Source organism: Streptomyces hirsutus, assembly GCF_001418415.1.
Lineage (GTDB): Bacteria > Actinomycetota > Actinomycetes > Streptomycetales > Streptomycetaceae > Streptomyces > Streptomyces hirsutus.
In genome coordinates this window covers 1-25,476 of sequence record NZ_LIQT01000294.1, presented here as the reverse complement: position 1 = coordinate 25,476, position 25,476 = coordinate 1, and the positions used below count along the sequence as shown (strand labels likewise).

Sequence of the window (25,476 nt, the reverse complement as noted above, 5' to 3'; positions counted from 1 at the left end):
GAGCAGGAGCGCGGCGAGGGCGCCGATCGCGTAGTGCGCGCCGTGCTCCAGGAAGACGTACTCGTCGAGGGTGCCCTGGCGGACCAGGTAGACCGTCAGCGAACGGACGTACATGGCGCCGATACCGAGGCCCAGGGCCATCAGCACGATGTCGTTGGTGATGGCGAAGGCGCCGATCACGCCGTCGAAGGAGAAGGACGCGTCCAGGACCTCGAGGTAGAGGAACATGAAGAACGCGGCCTTGCCGCCGATGGCGAGGGCCGTCTTGGGCTTGCCGGCCCGCGCGGCCTTCTCCTCCTCCTCGTGCTCGTGTTCCTCCTGCTCCTCGAGCCGGTTCTCGAAGTAGCCGGAGAGCCCGCCCACGATCATGTAGGTGATCAGACCGCCGATACCGGCGAGGAGGACGGTTTCCGCCTTGTCCACGTGCAGGCCGCCGTGCTGGTGGGCGTTGGCCCCGACCGTGAGGGAGGCGACCAGCAGGACGATCAGCGCGATGCAGGCCGACAGCATGTCGACCTTGCCGAGCTTGGACAGCGGGCGCTCGATCCAGGTCAGCCACTTGATGTCCCGGTCCTCGAAGATGAAGTCCAGGAAGATCATCAGCAGGAACATGCCACCGAAAGCGGCGATCGACGGGTGGGCGTCGGTGACCAGTTCCTGGTAGCGGTCCTTGTCGGTGAGGGCGAGATCGACCGCCTCGATGGGTCCGAGCGAGGCGCTGATGGCGACGATCACGACGGGGAAGACCAGTCGCATACCGAAGACGGCGATCAGGATGCCGATGGTGAGGAAGATCTTCTGCCAGAAGGCATTCATCTTCTTCAGGATTCCGGCGTTGACCACCGCGTTGTCGAAAGACAGCGAGATTTCGAGGATCGAGAGGATCGCCACGATGCCGAAGGCGGTCCACCCCCCGAAGAGGATCGCTGCGACCAGGCCGAGCGCGGTGACCGCGAACGACCAGCCGAAGGTTTTCAGAACCACTGGCTACCCCATCGTGTGTTGGGGGCTCCTCCGGACACTCTCCGGAGGAGACTCTCCCCGCTGCCGTAGTCGGCTTTACGAAACGTTGACTCCGAAGTCTAGAGCGATGCCCCGCAGCCCGGACGCGTACCCCTGTCCCACCGCCCTGAACTTCCACTCACCCTGATAGCGGTAGAGCTCACCGAAGATCATCGCGGTTTCCGTGGAGGCGTCCTCCGAGAGGTCGTAGCGGGCGAGTTCCTGTCCGTCCGCTTGATTGACGACTCGGATAAAAGCATTGCTGACCTGGCCGAAAGCCTGACCGCGGTCGTCGGCCAGGTGGATGGAGACCGGAAAAATAATCTTGTCGCACCGGTCCGGCACCTTGGAGAGGTCGACCAGCAGGGACTCGTCGTCGCCGTCGCCCTCACCCGTGAGGTTGTCGCCGGTGTGCTCCACCGAGCCGTCCGGGCTGTGGAGCTGGTTGTAGAAGATGAACCACTCGTCCCCCATGACCCGGCCGCCGCTGCACATCAGTGCGCTGGCGTCGAGGTCGAAGGGGGCTCCGGTGGTGGAGCGCGCGTCCCAGCCGAGCCCGATCAACACCTGCGTGAGGTTCGGTGCGGCCTTGGACAGGGAGACGTTTCCTCCCTTGGCGAGCGTGACGCCCATGATGCTGGTCCCTCCCCTTGGGGCCTGTCTTTCGGTTCCTCCCGGGGACGCGAGGCCCGGCACGCACATCTGCCGCGTCGTCGTCGGTCGCCATGGCCCCGCCATGACTCCCTCCTCCGCCTTGCAGCCGCACGCACCAGCCCCCGCTCACCGGAGCTTTGTCGGGTGCCGTCTCTTGGAGCCGGGATGAACCCGAAGACAGGCCCGTGATGTTCCTCAGATGGTCCTGCACGTCCGGCGCCGCACGTAAACCGTGCGGCGCCGGACGAAACAGCCGTGCGAGACGACCGGACCCGGGCGTCGGCGCCCGGAGCACGAACGTCTCAGACGTTCACGCCGAAGTCCTGGGCGATGCCGCGCAGACCGGAGGCGTAGCCCTGGCCGATGGCCCGGAACTTCCACTCGGCGCCGTGCCGGTACAGCTCGCCGAAGACCATGGCGGTCTCGGTGGAGGCGTCCTCGGACAGGTCGTAGCGGGCGATCTCGGCGCCGCCGGCCTGGTTGATGACGCGGATGAACGCGTTGCGCACCTGGCCGAAGGACTGCTGGCGGTTCTCGGCGTCGTAGATCGACACCGGGAAGACGATCTTCTCGATCTCGGCGGGGACACCCGCGAGGTTGACCTTGATCTGCTCGTCGTCGCCCTCGCCCTCACCGGTGAGGTTGTCGCCGGTGTGCTCGACCGAGCCGTCGGGGCTCTTGAGGTTGTTGAAGAAGACGAAGTTGGCGTCGCTGCTGACCTTGCCCGTGTTGTTCGCCAGCAGCGCGCTGGCGTCCAGGTCGAAGTCGGTGCCGGTCGTGGTGCGGACGTCCCACCCCAGTCCGACGATGACCGCGGTCAGGCCCGGCGCCTCCTTGGTCAGCGATACGTTGCCGCCCTTGCTGAGGCTGACTCCCACGAGTCCTCCATTGATGTCCGGGGGCGGGAAGCCCCTGTCGTGCGTCGGATGTCGGATCAACGATTCGATCCTAGTAACGGGTTCCCGGCCACCGCAGGTCCCGGGACCGAAGAATCACCGCCGTCGGGCGTGCTCACAGCGTGTCGAGCGCCTCGACGTAGTCGTTCAGATCGCGTGCGTCGGGCAGCGCGTTGACGACAGTCCACCGTACGAGGCCCTCCCGGTCGATGACGAAGGTCCCCCGTACGGCGCAGCCCTTGTTCTCGTCGAAGACGCCGTAGGCGCGCGCGACGTCCCCGTGCGGCCAGAAGTCGGACAGCAGGGGGTACTCCAGGCGCTCCTGCTCGGCGAAGACGCGCAGGGTGTGGATGGAGTCGGTGGAGACGGCGATCAGCCGCGTGTCGCGGTCGGCGAGGCGGGCCGGGCCGTCGCGCAGGGCGCGCAGCTCGTCGGTGCACACGCTGGTGAAGGCGAAGGGGTAGAAGACGAGCACCACGTTCTGACGGCCGCGGTGGTCGGACAGCCGGACGGGCGCGCCGTGGTTGTCCTTGAGTTCGAAGTCGGGAGCGTGTTCGCCGACCTGGATCGCCATCGCCTGAATCGTCCCTTCGGGGGTGCTGTACCCGGTCTGTTCCCTGGGAACACCCTACGCAAGAGGTACGACGATGGTCCGGACGGGCTGAACTGGTCAGCCCGTCCGGTACACAGCGGGAGACGGCCGGCCGCGGGAGCGGGCCGCCGCCGTGGTGGTTACCTCCGGGACTTGGCGGCCTTGGGCGTGGCCAGTCGGCTGCCGCTCCAGTCCTTGCCGACGCTGACGCTCTTGGCGGCGGTCAGGCCGGCTGTGGTGGCTGCTTCCGAGACGTCACTCGGCTCGACGTATCCCGAACGGCCGGTCTTGGGCGTGAGGAGCAGAATCGCCCCGCCTTCCTCGATGTACGTGCCGGCGTCCACCAGCGCATCCGTCAGGTCGCCGTCGTCGTCGCGGAACCACAGCACAACGGCGTCAGCCACGTCGTCGTAGTCCTCGTCGACAAGGTCGCTCTCGATGACGCCCTCGATGGCCTCGCGGAGCTCCTGGTCGACGTCGTCGTCGTAGCCGATCTCCTGGACCACCTGCCCGGGCTGGAACCCCAGCCTGGCGGCAGGGTTCGTCCGCTCCTCCGCGTGGTCCGCGGTCGCGCTCACGGGTTGCCTCCTGATCATGGTTTGGGAATATCTCAGCCACGCGCAGGCGCGCGGCGTTGGCCGTAGTCCACACGGGCGGGGCGGATCGCGCAAGTACCCGGCCGCCCGGACCGCCTAAACGGTGACGATCCTGGCCGGGACACCGCAACTCCAGGCACATCATCCTGGTCCACAGTGACTCACACCACACCCTTGTGCCCCGAATGGGCGTTTGGGAACTGTATACGGGTACGAGACTCGCATGAATCCGAGATTCGCTCCGTACGCCACCGTACCGGTGTCGGGTGCGGGTTACCTATCGGTAGAGATGACGTGTGCGGCCCCGGGGTGGACCATGGGGATCGCGCAGACCCGGCTGCATCAGTGAAGCAGCGGCCTCCTCACGGCCCTTCGACAGGTAAGGAACAGCGTGGCTTCCGCATCCGATCGCAACCCGATCATCATTGGTGGCCTTCCGAGTCAGGTTCCTGACTTCGACCCCGAGGAAACCAAGGAGTGGCTCGACTCCCTCGACGCCGCCGTCGACGAACGCGGCCGGGACCGGGCCCGCTACCTGATGCTGCGCCTGATCGAGCGGGCCCGCGAGCGGCGCGTGGCCGTGCCCGAGATGCGCAGCACGGACTACGTGAACACGATCCCCACCCGCGCGGAGCCGTTCTTCCCTGGCAACGAGGAGATCGAGCGCAAGATCCTCAACGCGACCCGCTGGAACGCGGCGGTGATGGTCTCGCGCGCCCAGCGGCCCGGGATCGGCGTCGGCGGCCACATCGCCACCTTCGCCTCCTCGGCGTCGCTCTACGACGTGGGCTTCAACCACTTCTTCCGCGGCAAGGACGAGGGCGACGGCGGCGACCAGGTCTTCTTCCAGGGCCACGCCTCGCCGGGCATCTACGCGCGGGCGTACCTGCTGGACCGGCTGAGCGAGCGGCAGCTGGACGGTTTCCGGCAGGAGAAGTCGAAGGCGCCCGAAGCGCTGTCGTCGTACCCGCACCCGCGGTCGATGCCGGACTTCTGGGAGTTCCCGACCGTGTCGATGGGCCTGGGCCCGATCAGCGCGATCTACCAGGCCCGGATGAACCGCTACATGCAGGCGCGCGGCATCACCGACACCTCGAAGTCACACGTGTGGGCGTTCCTCGGCGACGGCGAGATGGACGAGCCCGAGTCGCTGGGCCAGCTCACGCTCGCGGCCCGCGAGAACCTCGACAACCTGACCTTCGTCGTCAACTGCAACCTGCAGCGCCTGGACGGGCCGGTGCGCGGCAACGGCAAGATCATCCAGGAGCTGGAGTCGGTCTTCCGGGGCGCCGGCTGGAACGTGATCAAGCTGGTATGGGACCGCTCCTGGGACCCGCTGCTCGCCCAGGACCGGGACGGCGTCCTGGTCAACCGGATGAACACCACGCCGGACGGCCAGTTCCAGACGTACGCCACCGAGTCCGGGGCGTACATCCGCGACCACTTCTTCGGCGACGACCACCGGCTGCGCGCCATGATCGAGAACATGACCGACGATCAGGTGCTGCACCTGGGGCGCGGCGGCCACGACCACAAGAAGATCTTCGCGGCGTACCAGGCGGCGAAGGACCACAAGGGCCAGCCGACGGTGATCCTCGCCAAGACGGTCAAGGGTTGGACGCTCGGCCCGAACTTCGAGGGCCGCAACGCCACGCACCAGATGAAGAAGCTGACGGTCGACGACCTCAAGGGCTTCCGTGACCGGCTGCACCTGCCGATCTCCGACAAGGAGCTGGAGTCCGGCCTGCCGCCGTACTACCACCCGGGCCGGGACTCGGAGGAGCTCCAGTACATGCACGACCGCCGCAAGTCGCTCGGCGGGTACGTGCCGACGCGTGTGGTGCGCTCGAAGCCCCTCGCGCTACCCGAGGACAAGACGTACGCGAACGTGAAGAAGGGCTCGGGCCAGCAGTCCATCGCGACGACCATGGCCTTTGTCCGCCTCCTCAAGGATCTCTTGCGGGACAAGGAGATCGGCAAGCGGTTCGTACTGATCGCGCCGGACGAGTACCGCACGTTCGGCATGGACTCGTTCTTCCCGAGCGCGAAGATCTACAACCCGCTCGGGCAGCAGTACGAGTCCGTGGACCGCGAGCTGCTGCTCGCGTACAAGGAGGCGCCGAACGGGCAGATGCTGCACGACGGCATCTCCGAGGCCGGCTGCACGGCCTCGCTGATCGCAGCCGGCTCGGCGTACGCCACGCACGGCGAGCCGTTGATCCCGGTGTACGTCTTCTACTCGATGTTCGGTTTCCAGCGCACCGGCGACCAGTTCTGGCAGATGGGCGACCAGCTGGCGCGCGGTTTCGTCCTCGGCGCGACCGCGGGGCGTACGACGCTGACCGGCGAGGGCCTTCAGCACGCGGACGGCCACTCGCAGCTGCTGGCGTCCACGAACCCGGCGTGCGTGGCCTACGACCCGGCCTTCGGGTTCGAGATCGCGCACATCGTGCAGGACGGTCTGCGCCGGATGTACGGCAGCGACGAGCAGCACCCGCACGGCGAGGACGTCTTCTACTACCTGACCGTCTACAACGAGCCCATCCGGCACCCGGCCGAGCCGGAGAACGTGGACGTGGAGGGCATCCTCAAGGGCCTGTACCGCTTCAGCGAGGGCACGGCGGGCTCGCTGCCGGCCCAGATCCTCGCGTCCGGTGTCGCGGTGCCCTGGGCCCTCGAGGCGCAGCGGATCCTCGCCGAGGAGTGGGACGTCCGGGCCGACGTCTGGTCGGCGACCTCCTGGAACGAGCTGCGGCGCGAGGCCGTGGAGTGCGAGCGGCACAACCTGCTGGGTCCGGAGGAGGAGCAGCGGGTGCCGTACGTCACCCGGAAGCTGTCCTCGGCGCAGGGGCCGGTCCTGGCGGTGTCGGACTGGATGCGGTCGGTGCCGGACCAGATCGCGCGCTGGGTGCCGGGGACGTACCAGTCACTGGGCGCGGACGGCTTCGGCTTCGCCGACACGCGCGGGGCGGCCCGGCGGTTCTTCCACATCGACGCGCAGTCGATCGTGGTGGGAGTGCTGACGGAGCTGGCCCGCGAGGGGCACGTCGACCGGTCCGTGCTGAAGCAGGCCATCGACCGCTACCAGCTGCTCGACGTGGCCGCGGCCGGCCCGGGCCCGGCGGGCGGCGACGCCTGACGCGGGCGCACGGCACAGGAAGAAGGGCCTCCGGCGTTCGCCGGAGGCCCTTCTTCCTGTGCCGTGCCGTTCCGGAGACTTCTGTCCGCTTTCCGGGTCCTCGTCCGTCCGGAACCGGGGTCTTCCGTCCGGTCCCGGACCGCCCGGGTGGTCAGAACACTCCGTAGCCCGAGCCGGTGGCTCCGGCCAGCCAGATGACCGCCAGCAGCGTGTCGATGGCGCCCAGCACCACGGCGACCAGCGCCGGGATCGAGCGGGACCCGCCCCAACTGCGGCCCATGGCGAGCCAGCCGCAGACGATCGCCGCCGGGCCGAGGACGATCCCCAGCACGAAGAATCCGGCGACCGCGCAGATGGCTCCGATGATTCCGAGCGTCGCGCGATCCGGCCCGCTCCCTGACCACGTCCGGCCACGTGAGCGGGGGTGCCTGCGCGTGCCGTTTCCGAAGCTCGCCATCATCAACTCCCAGAACCCCGGGGTTGGTTGGAGTTGCAGTGGGGTTCGACATGCGGGTACCCCCACTCGGGGAGTGAATGCCCCCGAAGCGACGGCGGACGAGCCGCTGCCTGCGCGCTGCCCCCCTCCAGCAGCGCGCCGCAGCCGCATCCCCCAGGCCCTGCGGAGGACCTGACCCACTGTGACCTGCGACCCCCTCCCAACGGGAGGGATCACCGCATCGGTTCACCCTGACGAGCGAACCCGGTCACCGGATCGGTCAGATGTGACCGACGCCCGCGCCGGCCTCCGCGTTCTCACCGCGCTTGGTGAGGAGGGCGACGCCCACCGCCACGACGGCGACTCCGGTGGCGACCAGGGAAGCCGTGCTCATGCCGGAGATGAAGGTGTCGTGGGCCACGTCGGTGACCGTCGCGACCATCTCCGGGGGCATCTGCCCGCCCACCGGGGGCACACCGATCTGGACTGCCTCGGCGGCCTGCTCGGCCTGTTCGGGAGTGAGCGGCGGGAGTCCCGCGTCCGCCCAGTTGTCCGCGAGGTCGTTGTCGACCTTGGAGGCCATCACCGCGCCCAGCACGGCCGTACCGAGGCTGCCGCCGACCTGCATGGCAGCCTGCTGGAGACCGCCGGCGACGCCGGAGAGCTCCAGCGGCGCGTTGCCCACGATCACCTCGGTGGCGCCGACCATGACGGGGGCCAGGCCGAGGCCCAGCAGCGCGAACCAGAGCGACATCAAGGCGCTGCCGGTGTCCTTCTGGAGCGTGGAGATGCCGAACATGGCGAGCGCGGTGAAGGCCATGCCGCCGGCCAGCGGGATGCGCGGACCGACCTTGGTGATCACCGCGCCGGCCAGCGGGGAGCCGACGATCATCATGCCGGTGAGCGGCAGCAGGTGCAGACCGGCGTCGACCGGGCTCAGGCCGTGCACGTTCTGCAGGTAGAAGGTGACGAAGAACAGGCCGCCCATGAAGGAGATGGCCATGAGGACCATCAGCACGACACCCGCGGACAGCGGGACGGAGCGGAACATCGCCAGCGGGATCAGCGGCTCCTTGACCCCCCTCTCCCAGAACGCGAAGACCACGAAGAGCACCACCGAGACGGCGATGAACCCCCAGGTCTTGAGGTCTCCCCAGCCCCACTCGGGGGCCTTGATCAGCGCCCAGACGAGGCAGAACATCGCGCCGGACAGCAGAGCGATGCCGGGGACGTCGAAGGAGTGCGGGCGGTTCTCCGCGCGGTGGTCGAGCAGGATCCACACGCCGAGAGCGACCGCGAGGACACCGACCGGGACGTTGATCCAGAAGACCGACTGCCAGCTGACGTGCTCGACGAGGACACCGCCGAGGATCGGGCCGCCGGCGGTGGAGGCGCCGATGACCATGCCCCAGATCCCTATGGCCATGTTGAGCTTCTCGGCCGGGAAGGTCGCGCGCAGCAGGCCCAGCGCGGCCGGCATCAGCAGCGCGCCGAACAGACCCTGCAGGACACGGAAGACGATGACCGACGCGATGCTGTCGGACAGGCCGATCGCGCCCGAGGCGGCGGCGAAGCCGACCACGCCGATGAGGAAGGTCTGCCGGTGGCCGAACCGGTCACCGAGCTTGCCCGCGGTGATCAGGGAGACCGCGAGGGCGAGGAAGTACGCGTTGGTGATCCACTGGACGTCGGCGAAACTGGCGCCGAGGTCGCTGGCGATGGCGGGGTTGGCGATGGCGACGATGGTGCCGTCGAGGGCCACCATCATGACGCCGACGGCGACGGTGAAGAGGGTGAGCCAGGGATGGCCGCGCCGCCCTCTGCCGCGTGCCGCGTCCGACGAGGCGTCCGAAGGTGTCCTGTCCCCGGGTCCCGTCGCGTCGATGGTGGTCTGACTAGTCATGCGTTCGAGGCTAGTGACAGTCACTGACAGTTGACAAACCAATTCATCGATCAGTAACTCGGTCGACATGCCCGTATAGCCTGAACTGGGAGAACGGTTCCGGAAGCGCCCCGGGAAACCGCGGGAACCACAGGGAACCCGGGGAACCGCGGGGGAATCGGTCCGGAGAGCCACGGGAGGAACCATGGAGACGGTCGGGACCGTCGTCGGCGCGGTGCCGGCGCCGGGGCTGCGGGAACGCAGGAAGCGGCTCACCCGCGACGCGCTGGTCCGGTCCTCCCTGGAGCTGTTCGCGACCCGCGGCTACGAGGGGACGACGGTCGACGACATCGCGGCGGCCGTCCACGTCTCGCAGCGCACCTTCTTCCGCTACTTCGCCAGCAAGGAGGAGGTCGCGTTCCACGTCCCGCGCCTCGCCGAGTCCCTCGTCGTCGACGCCGTACGGGGGCGCCCTCCCGGCGAGCCGCCGCTGGACGTGCTGCGCGGGGCCCTGCGGGAGAGCTGGGACGGCATCAACGAGGTCGTCGAGCAGGTCGTGCCGCTGGAGCTGCACCTGCGGGTGTACCGGGTGATCGAGTCGACGCCCGCGCTGCTCGCCGCGCATCTGCGGCGCTCCAGCGAACTGGAGGAGCGGCTGGCCCGCGTGATCGCCGGCCGTGAGGGCGTCGACCTGGACACCGACCCCCGGCCGCGCATCCTGGTGGCCGCGGTCTGCGGCGTGGTCCGGGTGGCGGAACGGTCCTGGTCTGCCGGGGACTCCGGCCTCGCCGCCCTGCGCGAGCTGGTGACGGCCCACCTGGACCAGTTGGGGCCCGCCCTGGCGGGGCCCTGGAGCGACGCCCGACGCACCTCCGGGTGACTACTGCTCACCATCGACGTATCGAAACGTGATACCCGTCACTTGATTGACGCGAGACCCTCCCGTTCTCCTAGTGTGTCCTGTCAGTGACTTCCTTCGACACCACCCCGCAACTGAACGTGTGGCGTGCGCTCCTCGCACTGGCCGTCGTCTTCGTGATGCTGGCGACCACCGGCTGGACGGCACTGCGCCAACAGCGGGACAAGGCACCGCTCCCGGCCTCGCTCACCGCCTGGGAGCAGGGGCGCACAGGAGGCCACCGGCTGCCCGACCCCGATTCCGCGCCCGCCGCACTGGCCCGGTTCTTCGCCTCTCTCACCAAGGCGCAGCGGGTGGGTCTCGCCCACCGCTTCCCGCTCGCGGTCGGCAACATGAACGGCGCCCCGGTCAAGCTGCGTTACCGCGCCAACCGCATCGCGCTGGAGCAGGCCCGCGAGGTCGAGCGGGAACGGATGCGCGACAAACGGCTCACCCCCGCCGGGCAGCATCAGGCGGGCCGCCGGATGAACCGCTTCACGGCCCTGATGAGCCCGGGCCGCCAGATCCTCGCCTTCGACCCGTCGGGCCCCGGCCGGGCCGCCGAGGTCTTCGGCAACCTGCGCGCGGCCGAGCGGGTCTCGGTCGTCGTCCCCGGCGTCGACACCGACCTGCTCACCTTCCAGCGCACCCAGCGCCGCTATGCGGCGCCCGTCGGCATGGCCCAGTCGCTCTACGCGGCCGAGCACACGGCGGCCCCCTCGACGCCCACCGCCGTGATCGCCTGGGCCGACTACACCGCGCCCAGCGGGCTCGGCATGGAGTCGGCGATGGCGGCGCGTGCCGCGGACGGCGCGGCGCGCCTCGGCGCGCTGCTGCGCGCCCTGCCCGGCGAGGCCCGCGTCTCCCTGTTCTGCCACAGCTACGGCTCCGTGGTGTGCGGGCTCGCCGCGCCCACGCTGCCCGGCCGGGTGACCGACATAGCAGTGGCCGGCAGTCCCGGCATGCGGGCCGAGTCGGTCACCGACCTGCGCACCCACGCACGGGTGTGGGCGATGCGGGACGCGGACGACTGGATCCAGGACGTGCCCTACCTCGAGGTCGGCGGGCTGGGGCACGGGGCCGACCCGGTGTCCTCGGCCTTCGGAGCGCGCGTGCTGTCGGCGCATGAGGCCCGGGGCCACAGCGGGTACTTCGTGCCGGGCACCGACAGTCTGCGCAACTTCGCCGAGATCGGTGTTGGCGCATACCGCGCGGTGGACTGCGCACACGGGAACGGCCTGTGCCGGGCGGGTTTGTCCGGCACCGCCGCATCGGGACGCGCGTAGAGAACGGAGGAACTGCGGTATGCCCGGGGAGGGGACGAAAAGGCTCGTGCCGCATACGATGAGCCGCATGGGTGACGTACTGGCCGGATTTCACGCTGCCTGGGAGTTCGAGTCCGACTCCGTGCTCATCCGGTACGAAAGGGGGATCAGAACACCCAAGTTGTTTCAGGCACTCGGGGAACGCCGCATCCCCCTGGAGGCCATCGCCGGAGTGACGCTGACCCCCGGCAGACGCGACACCGTCGTGCTGCGCATCGAGCCGCGGCCCGGCGCCGACCCGTTGATGGAGGCGGCGGCCGGGCAGCTGAAGGACAGTTGCGACCCCTACCGGCTCGTGCTGCCCGCCGAACGCGAGACGCTCGCCGAGTACTACGCCGACGAACTCCTCGCCCTGCTCACCGAGTCGGGTCCCGCCGAGCGCCATCTGGTGTCCGCCCCGGACACTCCGCTGCACTTCAAGGCGTACGACGGCAGGGCCTCCTTCGACGGGAAGGCGGTCTCCTTCCGCTGGTCCTGGACGGGGGCCTCGTCCGCGAAGTGGAAGGCCGGCGACCAGCGCTTCCCCGTCGGGGAGTTGTGCGGCGTGGAGTGGCGCTCCCCGGAGGTCTTCGAAGGGCATCTGCGGCTGCTGCGCCGCGACGAGCCCGCCCGGCCCCCGCAGGCCGACCAGGACCCGGCGGCCGTGGTGTTCGGGCTGGGGTACGGCCCGGTGCACGAGTCGCTGCCGTTCGCCGCGGCCGTACTGGCGGCGGCGCGGACGACCGCGCCGGTGCCCGCGGGGGCCGTGGCCGCCGTGCGCCGCGACCCCGCGGACATCGCCGACCGCATACGCCACCTCGGGGAACTGCACCAGGCGGGACTGGTGACGGACGAGGAGTTCTCCGTGAAGAAGGCGGAGTTGCTGGCGGAGCTTTAGGGCTCCGCCGGCCGCGGTGATCCGCCGGATCCACGACGGGGACGACTCGCGGGTGCCGCCGCGTCCCGGCCGCCCGGCAGGCACGTCGTCGGCGAAACCGTGAGCACCGCGCGGCGCGGTGCTCACGGCTTTCACGGAGGGGCGTCGGCCGAGCAGAGCGGCCGCCGGCGTCCGCCGCCCAGTCCCTCGGTACCGCCGTCGCTCAACGGGACCTCTCCGATGCCAGGGCGCGCCCGGCGTCCGCGTAGAAGCCGATCTTCCGGTCGAGCACGGCGAGGGTGCCCTGGAGCTCCGCGATCCGGGCCACCACGTCCTCGCGGGTCGCCTTGAGGAGCTCGAAGCGGTCGGCGTAGGTGTGGTCGCCCTCCCGCACCATCTCCGCGTACCGGACCATGTCCGCGACCGGCATCCCGGTCAGCCGGAGCTTGCCGACGAGGGCGAGCCAGTCGAGGTCGCGGTTGCTGTAGCGGCGCTGGCCGGTGTGCGACCGGTCGATGTGCGGCATCAGCCCGATGCGCTCGTACCAGCGCAGGGTGTGTGCGCTCAGCCCGGTGAGGGCGGCCACCTCGCTGATCGTGTACTTGTCCGCGCCGTCCGGCCGCCGGTCGCCCTGCGGCGGCCCGGCGCAGGTGTCGGTCCTGGCACCCGTGTTCTCACCCGTGGTCTCCGTCACCGTCATACCCTCCACGCTAGATCCCTGGAGTGCACTCCAGGCAAGCACGACCGGCGGGAAAACGGCGGGCGGGCGGACGTCCTGGCCGATTAGCATGCCGGTCATGACGCGTGGACCTCGTGCACGCCGGGCGGTGGCCGACGACGCGGAGGAAGTGCTGCGCCTGCGCCAGGTGATGATCGACTCGATGGCCCGTTCCTCCCCCGCCACGGACTGGCACGCCGACGCCCTGCCGGTGCTGCGCGCGAAGCTCGCCGAGCCGGACGGCCCGTTCGCGGCGTTCGTCGTGGACCGGCCGGAGCGGGGCGGGCTGGCGGCGCTGGTGGCCGGCTCGATCGAGTACCGCATCGGCGGCGCGCACGACCCGCACGGCACCGACGGCTACCGGGCCTAATCGCAGTGCGCCGGGCTTCAGCCCGGTGGTGAAGCGACTCCGAGGACTGCTCTGACCCGCGCTGTGGACACGGGTTCGCACTGTTGACCTCAGCTCGGACGGGCCGGTTCTGCTGCTCGATGTACTGCTTCACGATCGACAACGGGGCACCGCCGACCGATCCGGCGAAGTACGAGCCGGACCACAGCCGCTGTGCCCGCCAGTAGTGCCGGACCAGTTCCGGGTACTCCTGGCGGAGCCTGCGGGAGCTGACGCCCTTCAGGCTGTTGACCAGCTTTGACAGGGCGACCTTCGGCGGGAAGTCCACCAATGGGTGGACGTGGTTGTTCTCGCCGTTGAACTCCACCAGCTCACACTCGAAGTCCTCGCAGACGGCGCGCATGATCTCCTCCAAGCGGGTCAGGTGCGCGTCGCTGAAGACCTTGTGCCGGTACTTCGTCACGAAAACCAAGTGGGCATGAAGAACGAAAGCACAGTGACGACCAGTACGAATGTTCTGATATTCAGCCATAAACCAACTGCAGTACGGTGATTGGCATGCAGCTTCGGTACAGCTTCCGCCTGTATCCGAACGTTCCCCAGCGTGCCGCGCTGGCCAGGGCGTTCGGGTGTGCGCGGGTGGTCTACAACGACGCGCTCCGCGCCCGTGAGACCGCCCGCACCTCAGGTGAGCCGTTCCCCGGGACCGGGGACCTGTCGAAGCTGCTGATCACCGAGGCGAAGAAGACCGGAGAACGTGCCTGGCTCGGCGAGGTCTCCGCCGTAATCCTCCAGCAGTCGCTGCGGGACCTGGACACCGCCTACCGGAACTTCTTCGACGGGCTCAAGGGCAAGCGCCCGCGCATGGGCGTGCCCCGGTTCAAGTCCCGCAGGGACAACCGGCAGGCCGTACGGTTCACCGCCAACGCCCGCTGGAAGATCACGCCGGGTGGGGACCTGTCGCTGCCGAAGATCGGCGATGTGCGGGTGAAGTGGTCCCGTAACCTGCCCTCGGTGCCGTCCACGGTGACCGTGATCAAGGGTGCGGTCGGCCGGTACTTCGCCTCGTTCGTGGTGGAGACCGAGCCTGGGACACTGCCCGAGACCGAACCCGTGGTCGGCATCGACCTGGGGTTGGGGCACTTCGCCGTCCTCTCCGACGGCACGAAGATCGACGCCCCGCGTTTCCTTCGCCGGGCCGAGAAGAAGCTCAAGCGCGCACAGCGGAATCTGAGCCGGAAGACGAAGGGTTCCAGCAACAGGACCAAGGCCCGCATCAAGGTCGCCCGCGCACACGCGCAGGTGGCCGATGCACGGCGCGAGTTCCACCACCAGCTCTCCACCAGGCTGATCCGCGAGAACCAAGCGGTCGCGGTGGAAGACCTGGCGGTCAAGGGACTCGCCCGTACGCGCCTGGCCAAGTCCGTGCACGACGCCGGATGGTCGGCTTTCGTCGCGATGCTGGAGTACAAGGCCGCGAAGTTTGGCCGCACCTTCCATCGCATCGGACGCTTCGAGCCGACCTCTCAGGTCTGCTCGGTGTGCGGTGTCAAGGACGGTCCCAAACCGCTGCACGTCCGCGTCTGGCAATGCGCAGCGTGCGGGACCGTCCTGGACCGGGACATCAACGCGGCGGTCAACGTCGCCAAGGCCGCCGGACTGGCGGTTTCGGCCTGTCGAGCGCGGGTAAGCCGGGCACTCGTGCCCGCACAGCGCGGTGAAGCAGGAACCCACCGAGACGGTCAGCCGATCGTGGTAGGAACCCCCGCCCTTTAGGGTGGGGAGCGGAAGTCAAGTCTTCAGCGTCGCCACCGACCCGGACGCCCGCCGCCGGGGCCACGCGCGGGCGTGCATGGAGGCGCTGCTGGATTGGTTCCGCGAGCGCGGCGCCTGCCGCATCCGCCTCACCGCGACCGCACAGGCCGAGCCCCTGTACGCTTCCCTGGGCTTCGCCCGGAGGCCGGACCCGTTGCTCGAGCTGCGGCTGTGAGCGCATACCCTCGAGGGCATGTCGCTCAAGAGCCTCGCGTCGATCGAGAACTGGCCGGTACCCACCGCGGCGGCGGGAGTCGTCAGGGCGGACGGCACCGTCCTGGGCACCCACGGCCCCACCGGCCACCGTTTCCCGCTCGCCTCGGTCACCAAGCCGCTCGCGGCGTACGCGGCGCTCGTGGCGTACGAGGAGGGCGCGATCGAGCTGGACGAGCCGGCCGGCCCCGAGGGCTCGACGGTCCGCCACCTCCTCGCCCACACCTCCGGCCTCGCCTTCGACGAGCACCGGGTGACCTCCGCCCCCGGTGAGCGCCGCCTGTACTCCAACGCCGGGTTCGAGCAGCTCGGCGACCACATCACGAAGGCGACGGAGATCCCGTTCGCCGAGTACCTGCGGCAGGCGGTGCTGGAACCGCTGGGGATGACATCGACGTCCCTGGAGGGCGCCGCCTCCCCGGCGAAGGACGGCACGTCCACGGTGGACGACCTGCTGCGCTTCGCCGCCGAGGTTCAGGCCCCGCGCCTGCTGGACCCGCGGACCGTCGCCGAGGCGATGACGGTCCAGTACCGGGGCACCAAGGGCGTCCTGCCGGGCTACGGCCACCAGAACCCCAACGACTGGGGCCTCGGCTTCGAGATCCGCGATTCCAAGTCCCCCCACTGGACGGGCGGCTCCTCCTCGCCCCGCACCTTCGGCCACTTCGGCCAGTCGGGCACGTTCCTGTGGATCGACCCGGCGGCGGGCGTCGCCTGCGTGGCCCTGGCCGACCGCGCCTTCGGCCCCTGGGCGGTCGAGGCCTGGCCGCCCTTCACGGACGCGGTGCTGGCGGAGCTCCGGGACTGAGGGCGCACTCGAACCACACGGTCTTGCCGCCACCGGTGGGACACGGCGCAACGCCCCACCGGTCGGTCACCGCCTCGACGAGAAGCAGCCCACGCCCGCCCTCGGCCAGCACGTCCCGGCCCGCCGGCACCGGCAGGCGCGGGCACCTGTCGGAGACCTCCACCCGCACCGCCCCCGGCAGCAGCAGGAAGCAGATCCCGCACCGGCGTCCGGGTACGTGCCGGATGACGTTGGCGAGCAGTTCCGACACCGCGAGTTCGGCCGCGTCGGCGACCTCCGACAGGCCTGCCCTCTCAAGGTAGAGCCGCAGAATGCGCCGCAGGTGCCGGACCGAGTGCTCGCCCAGGGCGAACTCGGCCCGGTACCGCGTCTCGACGTCCGCCGCACGCGGACCAGTTGCATGATTCACGTCACCAAAATGAGACGCTCTGCGTACGCTTGGCTACGCAAAGAAACCAACATCGCGAGACGTTGAGGCCAGGCCGGAGGCATCACTGTGGCCAACATCCAGACGCTCGACCCCAGCGCGTCCCCCCTCGACTACTACGGCTGGGAGCTGCGCCGCCAACGCGAAGCCCACGGGCTCAATCAGGGCCGGCTCGGTGAAATCATCTTCTGCACGGGCTCGCTGATCGGCCAGATCGAGACCACGAAGAAGATCCCCACCCGCGACTTCTCCGAACGCGTCGACGCCGCCCTCGGCACCGACGGCACCTTCTCCCGCTTGATCGGCCTGGTGCTGCGAAGCCAACTGCCCACGTGGTTCCAGCCGTACGCGGAGATGGAGGCGAAGGCGTCGTACATCTCCACGTATCAGGCCCAGGTGGTGTACGGGCTGCTGCAGACGGAGGAGTACGCACGGGCGGTGCTCGCCACCGGGGTGCCGGACGATCTGGAAAGCCTGGTGACCGCTCGGATGGAGCGCCAGCGCATCTTGGAGCGGGAACAACCGCCGCTGGCCTGGGTGGTACTGGACGAGGCCGTACTGCACCGGCCGATCGGCGGTCATGGCGTCATGCGGCGCCAACTGGCACATTTGTTGAAATTCACCGGTGACCGGTGGGTGCACGTGCAGGTGCTACCGAACAAGGTCGGTGGACACTCCAGCCTCGCTGGTTCGTTCAACTTCCTCCGCTTCGAAGATGACCCGGATGTGGTCTACACGGAAGACCTCATCTCCGGTCATATGACGGCCAATCCCGAGACTCTCAGGGAAGCTTCGCTCCGTTACGCTCGCTTGCAGGCCGCCGCGCTCTCCGTGGAGGATTCGGCGGAACTGATCATCCACGTGATGGAGGAACGCTATGGACACCGCTCCCAGCTCGAGGAACAGCCAGTGGCGTAAGTCCAGTTACAGCGGGAACACCGGCGGGGACTGCGTGGAGTGCACCGTCACCGACGGCGCAACATGGCGCACCTCCAGCCACAGCGGAAGCACCGGCGGTGAGTGCATTGAGGTGGCCGACGGCTGCCCGGCCGGCGCCGTCCCGGTCCGGGACAGCAAAAACCCGACCGGCCCCGTCCTCACCATCAGCGCCCCCGCTTGGCAGACCTTCGTCAACGGCCTGCGCTGACCGCTCTGCCCGAGAGCTGCGTCAATCGCCCCAACACGACGGCGTGGTCCCGCCGCCGCCCGACGCGACGGGACCCACCGCCCTCTACCTCGACGGCGCGACGCCACGATCCGCCCGGCGCAACTCACCGGCTGCCAGGACTGCGCATGCGGCACCGACGAGGACCACGCCGGGGATCGTGAGCATGCTGCGCTGATCGGCCTCCAGGACAGCCTGATACCGCTCCCGGGAGAGTTCGACCGTGCCGCGTGCAGTGGTGTCGAAAGCGAAGTATTTCCCGTCCCTCACCTCGGCGGACTGCAGGTTCCCCTCCCGCCCCATACTGAGGAACATCATCGCCATACCCGACAGGACCAGCACCGCAAGCCCTGCCTGAACCTTGCCGGGAAGACACCTCAAGGCCTGCCAGACCTGGGCTTTGTCCGCCCGCGCCAGCACGAGACGGGCCAGGGCGGCCATGACGGTCGGGAAGACCACTACGACGTTCAGCGGCAGCAGCCATCGCCCATCGAGCAACGGCAAGGTCCCGGGCAGCCAAGTGAGCCAGGCCAGCGGCAGGAGGACGGCGCCCAGCCCGGCCGCGACACCACCGTGCAGCTTGAACGACCATCCCATGGCCCGCAGCCTGCCACAGGCATCACACCAGGTCAGTGCCGGGTTCCGGCAGCGATCACCGCTTCGGCCTGCCGCACCTTGTTCTGCCAGGATCAGCTGCCCGCCAAGTAGCCAGGAGGTAGATCTTCCGGCCGTCCGCTCGGGCAGCACCCCGGAGCGACTTCCTGCCGACGGTCGGCCCGCGCGGACCGGGGCTCTTGTCCTGCCGGTCCGCGAGGCCAGGCCCCGACCGCGCGGTCCAGAACGTCGATGTCGCCCCCGGCCGGCAACCTGTAGATCGCGGACTCCGCAGGCCAGGACCGCGCACGCAGTCAGCGCGAGCGTTGTCACGGGTGAGTGCCGTGCCCCACGGGGATCACGGAGGTCGGGGACCTGTGCGAGGCGTTCCAGCAGGCCCGCAATCCCACTCGCGTCGACTTCCGGACGTGGGCTGAGCCGGCCAAAGGCAGAAGAGATCAGAGATGACGCATCGGCAGGCACGGGCTCCCCAAGGCCACAAAGCGTAGAGAACCCCATGATCACGGGCGCCCGTTCCTGTCTTGTGGCGGCCACCGTGTCGTGACCGCCCCGGTGCCCCTGGCGGGACAGCTCCACCGCCGGCGCGCAGGTGGACTTCACCGTCCACCTGCGCGCCGGCGGCGGGCCGGATCCGGCCCGCTCTCCGGCATGGGTCGAATCAGTAGACGCTCCGTAGGTCGTGTTGCTCGCCAATCGGCTTTTGACCACCGCACACTGAAGTTCTTCAACGCAGTCCGTAGAGGAAAGGGATCCCAGATGGCAAGCCAGCCCATTCTGTTGTTCGACGGAGACTGCGGTTTTTGTAGCAGAACAATCGAGATTGCTCGGCGCACCATTCAGCCGCGTGTGCAATTCGTCCCCTGGCAGTACGCCGACCTCGCCGCCCTGGGCGTCACCGAAGACAGAGCCGACCGCGAGGTCCTTTGGATCAGCCCGGTCGGCGGCAAGGTCTACGGTGGACCGCGCGCCCTGTCCGCCGTGCTGATGTGCGGACGGAGGCGCTGGTGGTGGCTCGGGCTCGTTCTTCGGCTGCCGCCTGTCAACTGGACGGCACGTGGCGTCTACCGGGTTGTCGCGAAGAACCGCCATCGCCTGCCGGGCGGCACAGCCTCCTGCTCTCTCCCGGCTCATATGCGAGGGAAACCGGACTGCTGACCCCTATTTCAGTGAGGGCTGCGGCGGTACCACAGCGGGTGCTGTCCCGACGGGGGCTTCCGCTCCCACGCCACCTGTGCGCTGGAAGGCGCGCCGCCCCAGCCGTCCCAGGGCGCGGTAGAAGCGGTCCGGCAGGAATGCGGCATCGGCGACGATCATCGCGCCGGAGAAGAGAGGCAGCCCCATGAGCACCGCGATATTCACGTGCATGCCCAACAGCAGGATCAGGACAGGGTATTTGAGCCTGCCGAACAGGACGAACGGAAAGGCGACCTGCACCAGCACCGTCAGGTAGCCGACGACGGCGATCAGCACGTGATGGCCGGCGATCATCTGGGACAGCTCGGGCCAGGGCCGGAACAGGTCGATGTTCAGGACGTAGTGCAGGGCGGTGCCGTCGCCCCACTTCAGACCCTGCACCTTGTACAGGCCCGCGCATCCGTAGAGGAAGCAGACCTGGGCGGCGATGACGAACATGCCGCAGTTGTGCAGCACGGTGGTCAAGATGGTGCGGGCGTCACCGAGATGGTGCCGGAGATCGCCGCCCTGCGGGCCTGCCGTCCTGCCCGCCGACGCCTGGAGCCGGGTCCTGCGGGCGTCGAGGGACCAGCGCCGGCCGCACGCGGTGAAGACGAGGTAGACAGCCATGAGGACCATGAGATTGTCCCCGCCGTCCGCCATGTAGATCGCCCTGGCGTGGAACGACACCACCACGACCGCGAACAGCACGGACACCGCCCGCGTCCGCCAGCCCAGCAAGAACAGCGCACACGTCACCAGAGCCACGGCGTAGCAGATCTCGAAGTACACCTGGCTGTCGGACAGGGTGAGGACGCTGGCCCACCCGCTCTGGTCGAACATCTGCCTGGCCAGCGTGGGCGTCCACGGTGAACCTGGGCCCCACATCTCGTTGCGGTGCGGAAACTCGCGGAGCAGGAAGACGAGATAGAGCAGCCCGTACCCGATGCGCAGCACCGCCGCCGCGTACAGGGAGACCGGCCGCTCGGTCAGGAGGGCGAGGAACGCGTGGGCCCGGTCGAGTACGCGCTGCGGCATGCGGACGGCTGCCCGCTCGGTGGTGCGTTCGGACGCTGTGGGCGCCGCGGCCGGTTTCTGCTCAGTCCGTTGCATGCGAGGCCACCTTCCACCAGGGCAGATACCGGGTTTCGGCCCGCGTCGATGCCGTGGCGGCCGGGGGGAGTCCACCCGCCGCGTCGGGCGCGGCGATAGGCCGCGAGATCACCCGCAGCTGGAGGGAATCGAAGGTGCCGCCTCGTTGGGCGGTGACGCGATCCGCTGCGATGTTGCGCAGATACTTCTCGATCATCAGAGCCCGCTCCGAGCTCGGCCGGTTGTCGCCGCCGTGCGTTTTCAGGTACGCGTTCCAAGCCTGGCGCAGCATGTTCTGTGCCGTATGGCTCGGAAAGACGTTGTGCTTGACGGCGGCATCGTCCTCAGCGGTCAGATCGACCCAGCCGCTCACCCGCGCGGTGCCGTCCGGTGCCGTCTGCCTGGTCCTCGCCGAGATCTGCCGGTTGGCGGACTGCGGATTCGGGGCGAAGAGCCGCCAGTTCTGCTCGAACACGGGCCGGACCCACGCGTCGACCTGCTGGCTGTAGGCCTTTGAGATGGCGTTCGGAGGCGCCACGTACAGAAACACCAGGAGTACATGGACCAGGGTCACTGCCAGACACAGGGCCACCGCGGTTCCCGTTGCAGCGCTCAGCGGGCGGGGTGGCCCTGAAATCCCACGGGTGCTACCCGGTCCCCCGCCACTGTCCTGCGCTGCCGGCTCAGCTCCGGTCCGCTGCGGATACTTCACGTTTGTCGACTCAGCGCCGCTCAGCACGGCCCCACCCGGTCCTTCCCATCCTGACTGCTCGCACCTACTGCTCCTGCTTCCGCGGGTGGCACGCGACGGAATCGATGACGATCCGCCGCGCGCCACCCGTCTTACCTTCAGTGCGGAATGTTCACCTTGGGCATCTCGGGCACGTTGTGCATGCCCTGCTTCTTCTCATAGCCGGGCTTCTTCTCATAGCCGGGCTCCCCCGGCTTGTCCTGGTGGCCGGGCTTGCCAGGCTTCCCCGGCTTCTTGCGGCAGTCGCAGTCGTGCCCGCCCACGGCGTCACCGGTCGCGGCAGCATCGCCGGTCGCAGCAGCGTCACCGGTCGCGGCAGCATCGCCAGTCGCGGCGTCACCAGTCGCGGCATCGCCAGTCGCGGCGTCACCAGTCGCGGCATCGCCGGTCACGGCGTCACCGGTCGCAGCGTCACCGGTGGTCGTGGTGGTGGTTTCACACTCCGGCCTGGTGATCACGTTGTTGTCCAGCGTCACGGCCCCGTTGCGGGCCAGCACCCGGCCCTCGATGGTCGCCCCACTGTTGACAGTGATCGAGGTGAGCGCCATGAGGGTGCCCACGAAGGTGGAGCCGGATCCGAGCGTGGCCGATTCGTCGGTCACCCAGAACACGTTGCACGCCTGGGCGCCGTTCTGAAGGACAATGCTGCTCCCGGTTGCCGTTGTCAGGCCCGCAGGAACCTTGAACACCCAGACGGCGTCGGGGTTGCCCTGGGCATCCAGGGTCCAGGTACCGGTGACCAGGAGACCGGACGTGACGGCGTAGGTGCCCGGGATCAGTGTGGGGGTCACGGGCGCCGCGGAAAGGTTGAATTCCGTGGGCTGACCGAAAGCGTCGTCGTACGCCGTACCAAGGTCGGCCTTCGCTCCTGCCGCCGCCGCGCCCGCGTAGATCGTCCCGTTCACCGTACCTGGCGGGAATCCGGTAACGGCCGTTCCCGGAGATACACCGACGTCTCCGGTGACCACAGAACTACCTGTGTTGGTGACCGTCGAACCGGCCAGTACCGCGAAGCTTTCCGCGGTACCCAGCTCTACAGCTGTTGCCGCATTTGCTTGTGTAGGTGTCACCGCCACAACGGCAATGGCGACCAGCAGGGTGAGTACCCCCGCGATCCAGGCCGTCATTGTGCGCCGTTGCGGCGCATCGGGAATGTTCAGTGTCATCGAGTGTCCAACTCCTGTGGGGGGGGCGTCCTGCGTTCCTTGTCGAACAGAATCGCCTCTTCTGTCGGCGGCATATTACGCAGACGCCCGACTCCGGTGACGATTCACTCGGGGGTGTCGCCGGAATCAATCAATATGCATCAAGGTATGTACGAAAAATTTTGAGCCGAATGGCTGTCCCCTATCCGTGCGGCGATCCATCGCGGAGCGGCAATTCGCCCGCATCAGTGATGCCTTTCCGCCTTCGGTCCGAGCCGGCCGGACGCCGACAGAGGACGGATGGGACAAGGCTCGCGATCCGGGTGGTCGAGCGCCGGAGCTCGCGGAGGAGCCGCCAGGACCTCAGGGCGGCAACGGCCTGTTCGACGAGCGTCCGGATCTTCGCATGGGACCGGCTGACGGCCTGCTGACCTGTGCAAAGGCTGTCCCAACGGCTGCGGCAGGGAACGCGGACCGTGCCGCCGGCACCCTGGTGTCCCTTACCCGCCCAGCAGGTGATGCCGGTCTCGGCGAGAACGTCGACGATGCCGTGCTCGCGGGCTGCCCGGATGTCCTGGACCGCACCGGGCGCGAGCTGTCACATGATCAAACCGAGCAGTTGCCAATCGACAACTGCCTCCTATTACAGGAGATCAAGCGGCGGCACAATTCGAAGGATCAACGACTGGCCGCAATCAGATCACGCGGCGGTGAGCGACACCAAAGCACCCCTGCATGCCTGCTGGACATGGCGCAGGAGCGCCGACCTGATATTTCGTTCTGGCTGGGGTGACCGCCGGCGCGGGTTCCGTCTGGATGGAGCTCATCCGAGCCCTTGGTGCACAGTCGGGCTCGATGTGTCATCGGAACCCGCGCCGGTCATCCCCCTCACCCCCGTCGGGTCACCGCTCCCTGGCAGGCGTCCTGGGCCGGAGGACGTCGTCGATCGAGTCCTCGCGCCACTGCTCGAGGAGTTGGTGGAAGGCGTGGGCGCCGTGGGGGTAGGCGGTGGGGCCGTTGGGGCGGCCCCGGCCTTCCCTGTTGTAGTAGCCGGGGGTGCACTCGGCGTGGAACCACTCGTGGTCGGGGGCGTCCTTCGCCAGGACGGCGAGCCAGGCGTCCTCCGCCTCGCGGGACGGTTCGACGAGCGCACCCGCCGCTTCGGCGGCGGCGACCAACGCGGCGGCGTGGACGGCCTGTTCGTCCAGGACGTGGGTGAAGTTGACGCTGCTGGCGTTCTGCAGGGACCCCATCTGGATCAGGTTCGGGAAGCCGTTGCTGGTGAAGCCGTGCAGGGTGCGCGGGCCCTGCTGCGCCCAGGCGTGCAGGAGTTGGGTGCCGCCCCGGCCGTGGACGGGGAGCTTGCCGGAGAGGACGCCCGAGGTGCCGACGGAGAAACCCGTCGCGAAGATCAGGCAGTCGAGGTCGTAGGTGGTGTCGCCGACGACCACTCCGGTCGCGGTGATGCGCTCGATGCCGTGGGTGTCGGCGGTGTCGACCAGGGTGACGTTGGCGCGGTTGAAGGCCTGGTAGTACTGGTCGGAGAAGGTGGGGCGCTTGCAGGCGTACCGGTACCAGGGCTTGAGCTTCTCCGCCGTGTCCGGGTCGGTGACGGTCTGCTCGACGCGGGCGCGGAGCTCGTTCATCTTGGCGGCGTCGGCCGCCTCGTAGGCCGCTTCGAAGGCCTCCCGGTCCTCCTGGCGGCGGAAGCTCGGCAGGAGCTTCTCCAGGAGGCCGGCGGACTCGGTCCAGCGGTCGGCGACGAGGTCCTGGTCGGCCGGTTCGCCGGAGACGATGCGAAGGTAGTTCTCGCGGCGCTCGCGCGCCCAGCCCTCGCGGTCGGCGCCGACGTCCTGGGCGGTGGTGCGGCGGTTGGCGCGGACGTCCACGGTGGAGGGGGTGCGCTGGAAGACGTAGACGTGCGCGGCGTCCTCGGCCAGCATCGGGATGGCCTGGATGCCGGTGGCGCCGGTGCCGACGACGCCCACCCGCTTGTCCGCGAGGCCGGTCATGCCGCCGTCCGGGGTGCCGCCGGTGTAGGCGTAGTCCCACCGCGAGGTGTGGAAGGTGTGCCCCTTGAAGTCCTGGACGCCGGGGATTCCGGGGAGCTTCGGCGTGGAGAGGGTGCCGGTGGAGGTGACGACGTACGTGGCCCGGAACGCGTCGCCGCGGTCGGTGGTCACGGTCCACGTCTCGGTGTCCTCGTCCCAGGTCAGTGAGGTGACCGAGGTGGAGAACAGGGCGTCCCGGTAGAGGTCGAACCGCCGGGCGACGCGCACCGCGTGACGGCGGATCTCCTCGCCCGGGGCGTACTTCCACTCCGGGACGTATCCGGTCTCGTCGAGCATCGGCAGGTACACGTGCGACTCGATGTCGCAGTGGATGCCCGGGTACCGGTTCCAGTACCAGGTGCCCCCGAAGTCGCCGCCCGTCTCGACGACGCGGACGGACTCCACGCCCCGCTGGCGCATCCGCGCCCCGGCGAGGATGCCACCGAATCCGCCGCCGACGACCGCGACGTCGACGGTGTCGTGCAGCGGCTCGCGCTCGGCCGTCTCCCCCGCGTACGGGTCGGCGGCGTAGTAGCCGAACTCGGCTTCGGGGGCCTGGTACTGGGCGGCGCCGTCCGGGCGTACCCGTCGCTCGCGCTCGGAGCGGTAGCGCTGCCTCAGCGCGTCCAGCTCCTCACGGGACGGGGCCTGGTGGGGCGGCATGTGAGGGATCGTCATGTGGGGGACCTGCTTCAATCCTCTGTTGTTCCGGCCGCGTCGACCTGTGCGGTCATCGGCTCCGCTACGGTAACAACAACCGGACAGCACTGTCCGGTTGAGATTCGGACGCGCGGTGGCGCGTACTGACCCGTCTCCGCCTCACTGCCGCCGGCACCCTCGACCCCACTCCCCCCACCCCCCACACAGCCGACAGGAAG

The 25,476-nt window shown here is 68.9% G+C and carries 23 protein-coding genes and 4 pseudogenes; 11 read left to right on the top strand and 16 right to left on the bottom strand.

Annotation, left to right across the window (positions count from 1 at the left end):
• From AOK11_RS21975 to AOK11_RS21955, 5 genes are all read right to left on the bottom strand, one after another.
• Nucleotides 1-984, bottom strand: a 984-nt coding sequence (locus AOK11_RS21975; RefSeq protein WP_055595444.1) for a DUF475 domain-containing protein, incomplete at its 3' end; no start/stop codon positions are given.
• Nucleotides 985-1,059: 75 nt separating this feature from the next.
• A complete protein-coding gene (locus AOK11_RS21970) occupies nt 1,060-1,635 on the bottom strand; it encodes a TerD family protein (RefSeq protein ID WP_055595443.1) in 576 nt (191 codons plus the stop codon).
• Between the two features lie 323 nt (nt 1,636-1,958).
• Nucleotides 1,959-2,534: a TerD family protein gene (locus AOK11_RS21965; protein WP_055595442.1), complete on the bottom strand. Its 576-nt coding sequence runs from the start codon at nt 2,532-2,534 to the stop codon at nt 1,959-1,961.
• 133 nt (nt 2,535-2,667) lie between these two features.
• Nucleotides 2,668-3,126, bottom strand: a complete 459-nt coding sequence (locus AOK11_RS21960) for a peroxiredoxin (RefSeq protein WP_055595441.1) — start codon at nt 3,124-3,126, stop codon at nt 2,668-2,670.
• 158 nt (nt 3,127-3,284) lie between these two features.
• Nucleotides 3,285-3,722: a DUF3052 domain-containing protein gene (locus tag AOK11_RS21955; protein ID WP_055595440.1), complete on the bottom strand. Its 438-nt coding sequence runs from the start codon at nt 3,720-3,722 to the stop codon at nt 3,285-3,287.
• A 409-nt stretch (nt 3,723-4,131) separates the two neighbouring features.
• Between AOK11_RS21955 and aceE the strand changes: the two genes are divergently transcribed.
• Entirely contained in the window at nt 4,132-6,879 is a 2,748-nt protein-coding gene (aceE, locus tag AOK11_RS21950) for a pyruvate dehydrogenase (acetyl-transferring), homodimeric type (RefSeq protein ID WP_055595439.1), read from the top strand.
• A 151-nt stretch (nt 6,880-7,030) separates the two neighbouring features.
• Here aceE and AOK11_RS21945 read toward each other — a convergent pair whose 3' ends face one another.
• Together AOK11_RS21945 and AOK11_RS21940 are read right to left on the bottom strand one after the other, a co-directional pair.
• Complete coding sequence (locus AOK11_RS21945; RefSeq protein ID WP_055595438.1) at nt 7,031-7,339, bottom strand: hypothetical protein; 309 nt, start codon at nt 7,337-7,339, stop codon at nt 7,031-7,033.
• A 256-nt stretch (nt 7,340-7,595) separates the two neighbouring features.
• Complete coding sequence (locus AOK11_RS21940; RefSeq protein ID WP_055595437.1) at nt 7,596-9,218, bottom strand: MFS transporter; 1,623 nt, start codon at nt 9,216-9,218, stop codon at nt 7,596-7,598.
• Between the two features lie 184 nt (nt 9,219-9,402).
• On the opposite strand from AOK11_RS21940, the gene AOK11_RS21935 reads away from it, so the two are divergent.
• The 3 genes from AOK11_RS21935 (at nt 9,403) to AOK11_RS21925 (ending at nt 12,297) form a co-directional block, all read left to right on the top strand.
• Nucleotides 9,403-10,077 carry a TetR family transcriptional regulator gene (locus tag AOK11_RS21935; protein ID WP_055595436.1) on the top strand — a complete coding sequence of 225 codons (675 nt, stop codon included), beginning with the start codon at nt 9,403-9,405 and terminating at the stop codon, nt 10,075-10,077.
• Between the two features lie 86 nt (nt 10,078-10,163).
• Nucleotides 10,164-11,381, top strand: a complete 1,218-nt coding sequence (locus AOK11_RS21930; RefSeq protein ID WP_055595435.1) for an alpha/beta hydrolase — start codon at nt 10,164-10,166, stop codon at nt 11,379-11,381.
• A 67-nt stretch (nt 11,382-11,448) separates the two neighbouring features.
• The gene (locus tag AOK11_RS21925; RefSeq protein WP_055595434.1) at nt 11,449-12,297 is read left to right on the top strand and encodes a DUF4429 domain-containing protein; all 849 of its coding nucleotides are present in this window, start codon (nt 11,449-11,451) and stop codon (nt 12,295-12,297) included.
• A gap of 202 nt (nt 12,298-12,499) precedes the next feature.
• On the opposite strand, the gene AOK11_RS21920 is transcribed toward AOK11_RS21925, so the two are convergent.
• Complete coding sequence (locus tag AOK11_RS21920; protein WP_055595433.1) at nt 12,500-12,976, bottom strand: MerR family transcriptional regulator; 477 nt, start codon at nt 12,974-12,976, stop codon at nt 12,500-12,502.
• Between the two features lie 88 nt (nt 12,977-13,064).
• Here AOK11_RS21920 and AOK11_RS21915 point away from each other — a divergent pair.
• Nucleotides 13,065-13,355, top strand: a pseudogene (locus tag AOK11_RS21915) (GNAT family N-acetyltransferase); the annotation flags it as partial.
• A gap of 109 nt (nt 13,356-13,464) precedes the next feature.
• On the opposite strand, the pseudogene tnpA reads toward AOK11_RS21915, so the two are convergent.
• Nucleotides 13,465-13,875, bottom strand: a pseudogene (gene tnpA / locus AOK11_RS40385) (IS200/IS605 family transposase); the annotation flags it as partial.
• Nucleotides 13,876-13,901: 26 nt separating this feature from the next.
• Here tnpA and AOK11_RS21905 point away from each other — a divergent pair.
• From AOK11_RS21905 to AOK11_RS21895, 3 genes and pseudogenes are all read left to right on the top strand, one after another.
• Nucleotides 13,902-15,119, top strand: coding sequence for an RNA-guided endonuclease InsQ/TnpB family protein (locus AOK11_RS21905; RefSeq protein WP_055595431.1), 1,218 nt, complete (start codon nt 13,902-13,904; stop codon nt 15,117-15,119).
• A 4-nt stretch (nt 15,120-15,123) separates the two neighbouring features.
• Nucleotides 15,124-15,333: pseudogene (locus AOK11_RS21900) on the top strand (GNAT family N-acetyltransferase); the annotation flags it as partial.
• A gap of 18 nt (nt 15,334-15,351) precedes the next feature.
• On the top strand, nt 15,352-16,179 hold the full coding sequence (locus tag AOK11_RS21895; protein ID WP_055595430.1) for a serine hydrolase domain-containing protein: 828 nt from the start codon (nt 15,352-15,354) through the stop codon (nt 16,177-16,179).
• Here AOK11_RS21895 and AOK11_RS21890 read toward each other — a convergent pair.
• Entirely contained in the window at nt 16,145-16,588 is a 444-nt protein-coding gene (locus AOK11_RS21890) for an ATP-binding protein (RefSeq protein WP_055595429.1), read from the bottom strand. The two genes, AOK11_RS21895 and AOK11_RS21890, sit on opposite strands and share 35 nt — an antisense overlap.
• 87 nt (nt 16,589-16,675) lie before the next feature.
• Between AOK11_RS21890 and AOK11_RS21885 the strand changes: the two genes are divergently transcribed.
• Both AOK11_RS21885 and AOK11_RS21880 read left to right on the top strand, forming a co-directional pair.
• Nucleotides 16,676-17,524 (top strand): helix-turn-helix domain-containing protein, encoded by an 849-nt coding sequence (locus AOK11_RS21885; RefSeq protein WP_055595428.1) that lies wholly within the window; start codon nt 16,676-16,678, stop codon nt 17,522-17,524.
• Nucleotides 17,484-17,753 (top strand): DUF397 domain-containing protein, encoded by a 270-nt coding sequence (locus AOK11_RS21880; RefSeq protein ID WP_055595427.1) that lies wholly within the window; start codon nt 17,484-17,486, stop codon nt 17,751-17,753. The genes AOK11_RS21885 and AOK11_RS21880 overlap by 41 nt, the downstream gene beginning before the upstream one ends.
• A gap of 84 nt (nt 17,754-17,837) precedes the next feature.
• Here AOK11_RS21880 and AOK11_RS21875 read toward each other — a convergent pair whose 3' ends face one another.
• Nucleotides 17,838-18,368: a hypothetical protein gene (locus tag AOK11_RS21875; protein ID WP_055595426.1), complete on the bottom strand. Its 531-nt coding sequence runs from the start codon at nt 18,366-18,368 to the stop codon at nt 17,838-17,840.
• 774 nt (nt 18,369-19,142) lie between these two features.
• On the opposite strand from AOK11_RS21875, the gene AOK11_RS40380 reads away from it, so the two are divergent.
• On the top strand, nt 19,143-19,541 hold the full coding sequence (locus tag AOK11_RS40380) for a thiol-disulfide oxidoreductase DCC family protein (protein ID WP_079035003.1): 399 nt from the start codon (nt 19,143-19,145) through the stop codon (nt 19,539-19,541).
• A 3-nt stretch (nt 19,542-19,544) separates the two neighbouring features.
• Here the strand turns inward: AOK11_RS40380 and AOK11_RS21870 are convergent, their stop codons facing one another.
• The 5 genes and pseudogenes from AOK11_RS21870 to AOK11_RS21855 all read right to left on the bottom strand — a co-directional run bounded on the left by AOK11_RS21870 (nt 19,545) and on the right by AOK11_RS21855 (nt 25,276).
• Complete coding sequence (locus AOK11_RS21870; protein ID WP_055595446.1) at nt 19,545-20,597, bottom strand: HTTM domain-containing protein; 1,053 nt, start codon at nt 20,595-20,597, stop codon at nt 19,545-19,547.
• A 61-nt stretch (nt 20,598-20,658) separates the two neighbouring features.
• On the bottom strand, nt 20,659-21,201 hold the full coding sequence (locus AOK11_RS21865) for a DUF5819 family protein (protein WP_338058938.1): 543 nt from the start codon (nt 21,199-21,201) through the stop codon (nt 20,659-20,661).
• 299 nt (nt 21,202-21,500) lie between these two features.
• A complete protein-coding gene (locus AOK11_RS21860; RefSeq protein ID WP_063793505.1) occupies nt 21,501-22,568 on the bottom strand; it encodes an ice-binding family protein in 1,068 nt (355 codons plus the stop codon).
• A gap of 247 nt (nt 22,569-22,815) precedes the next feature.
• Nucleotides 22,816-23,136, bottom strand: a pseudogene (locus AOK11_RS40375) (transposase family protein); the annotation flags it as partial.
• A 313-nt stretch (nt 23,137-23,449) separates the two neighbouring features.
• Entirely contained in the window at nt 23,450-25,276 is a 1,827-nt protein-coding gene (locus AOK11_RS21855) for a flavin-containing monooxygenase (protein ID WP_055595445.1), read from the bottom strand.
• Between the last annotated feature and the right edge of the window lie 200 nt (nt 25,277-25,476).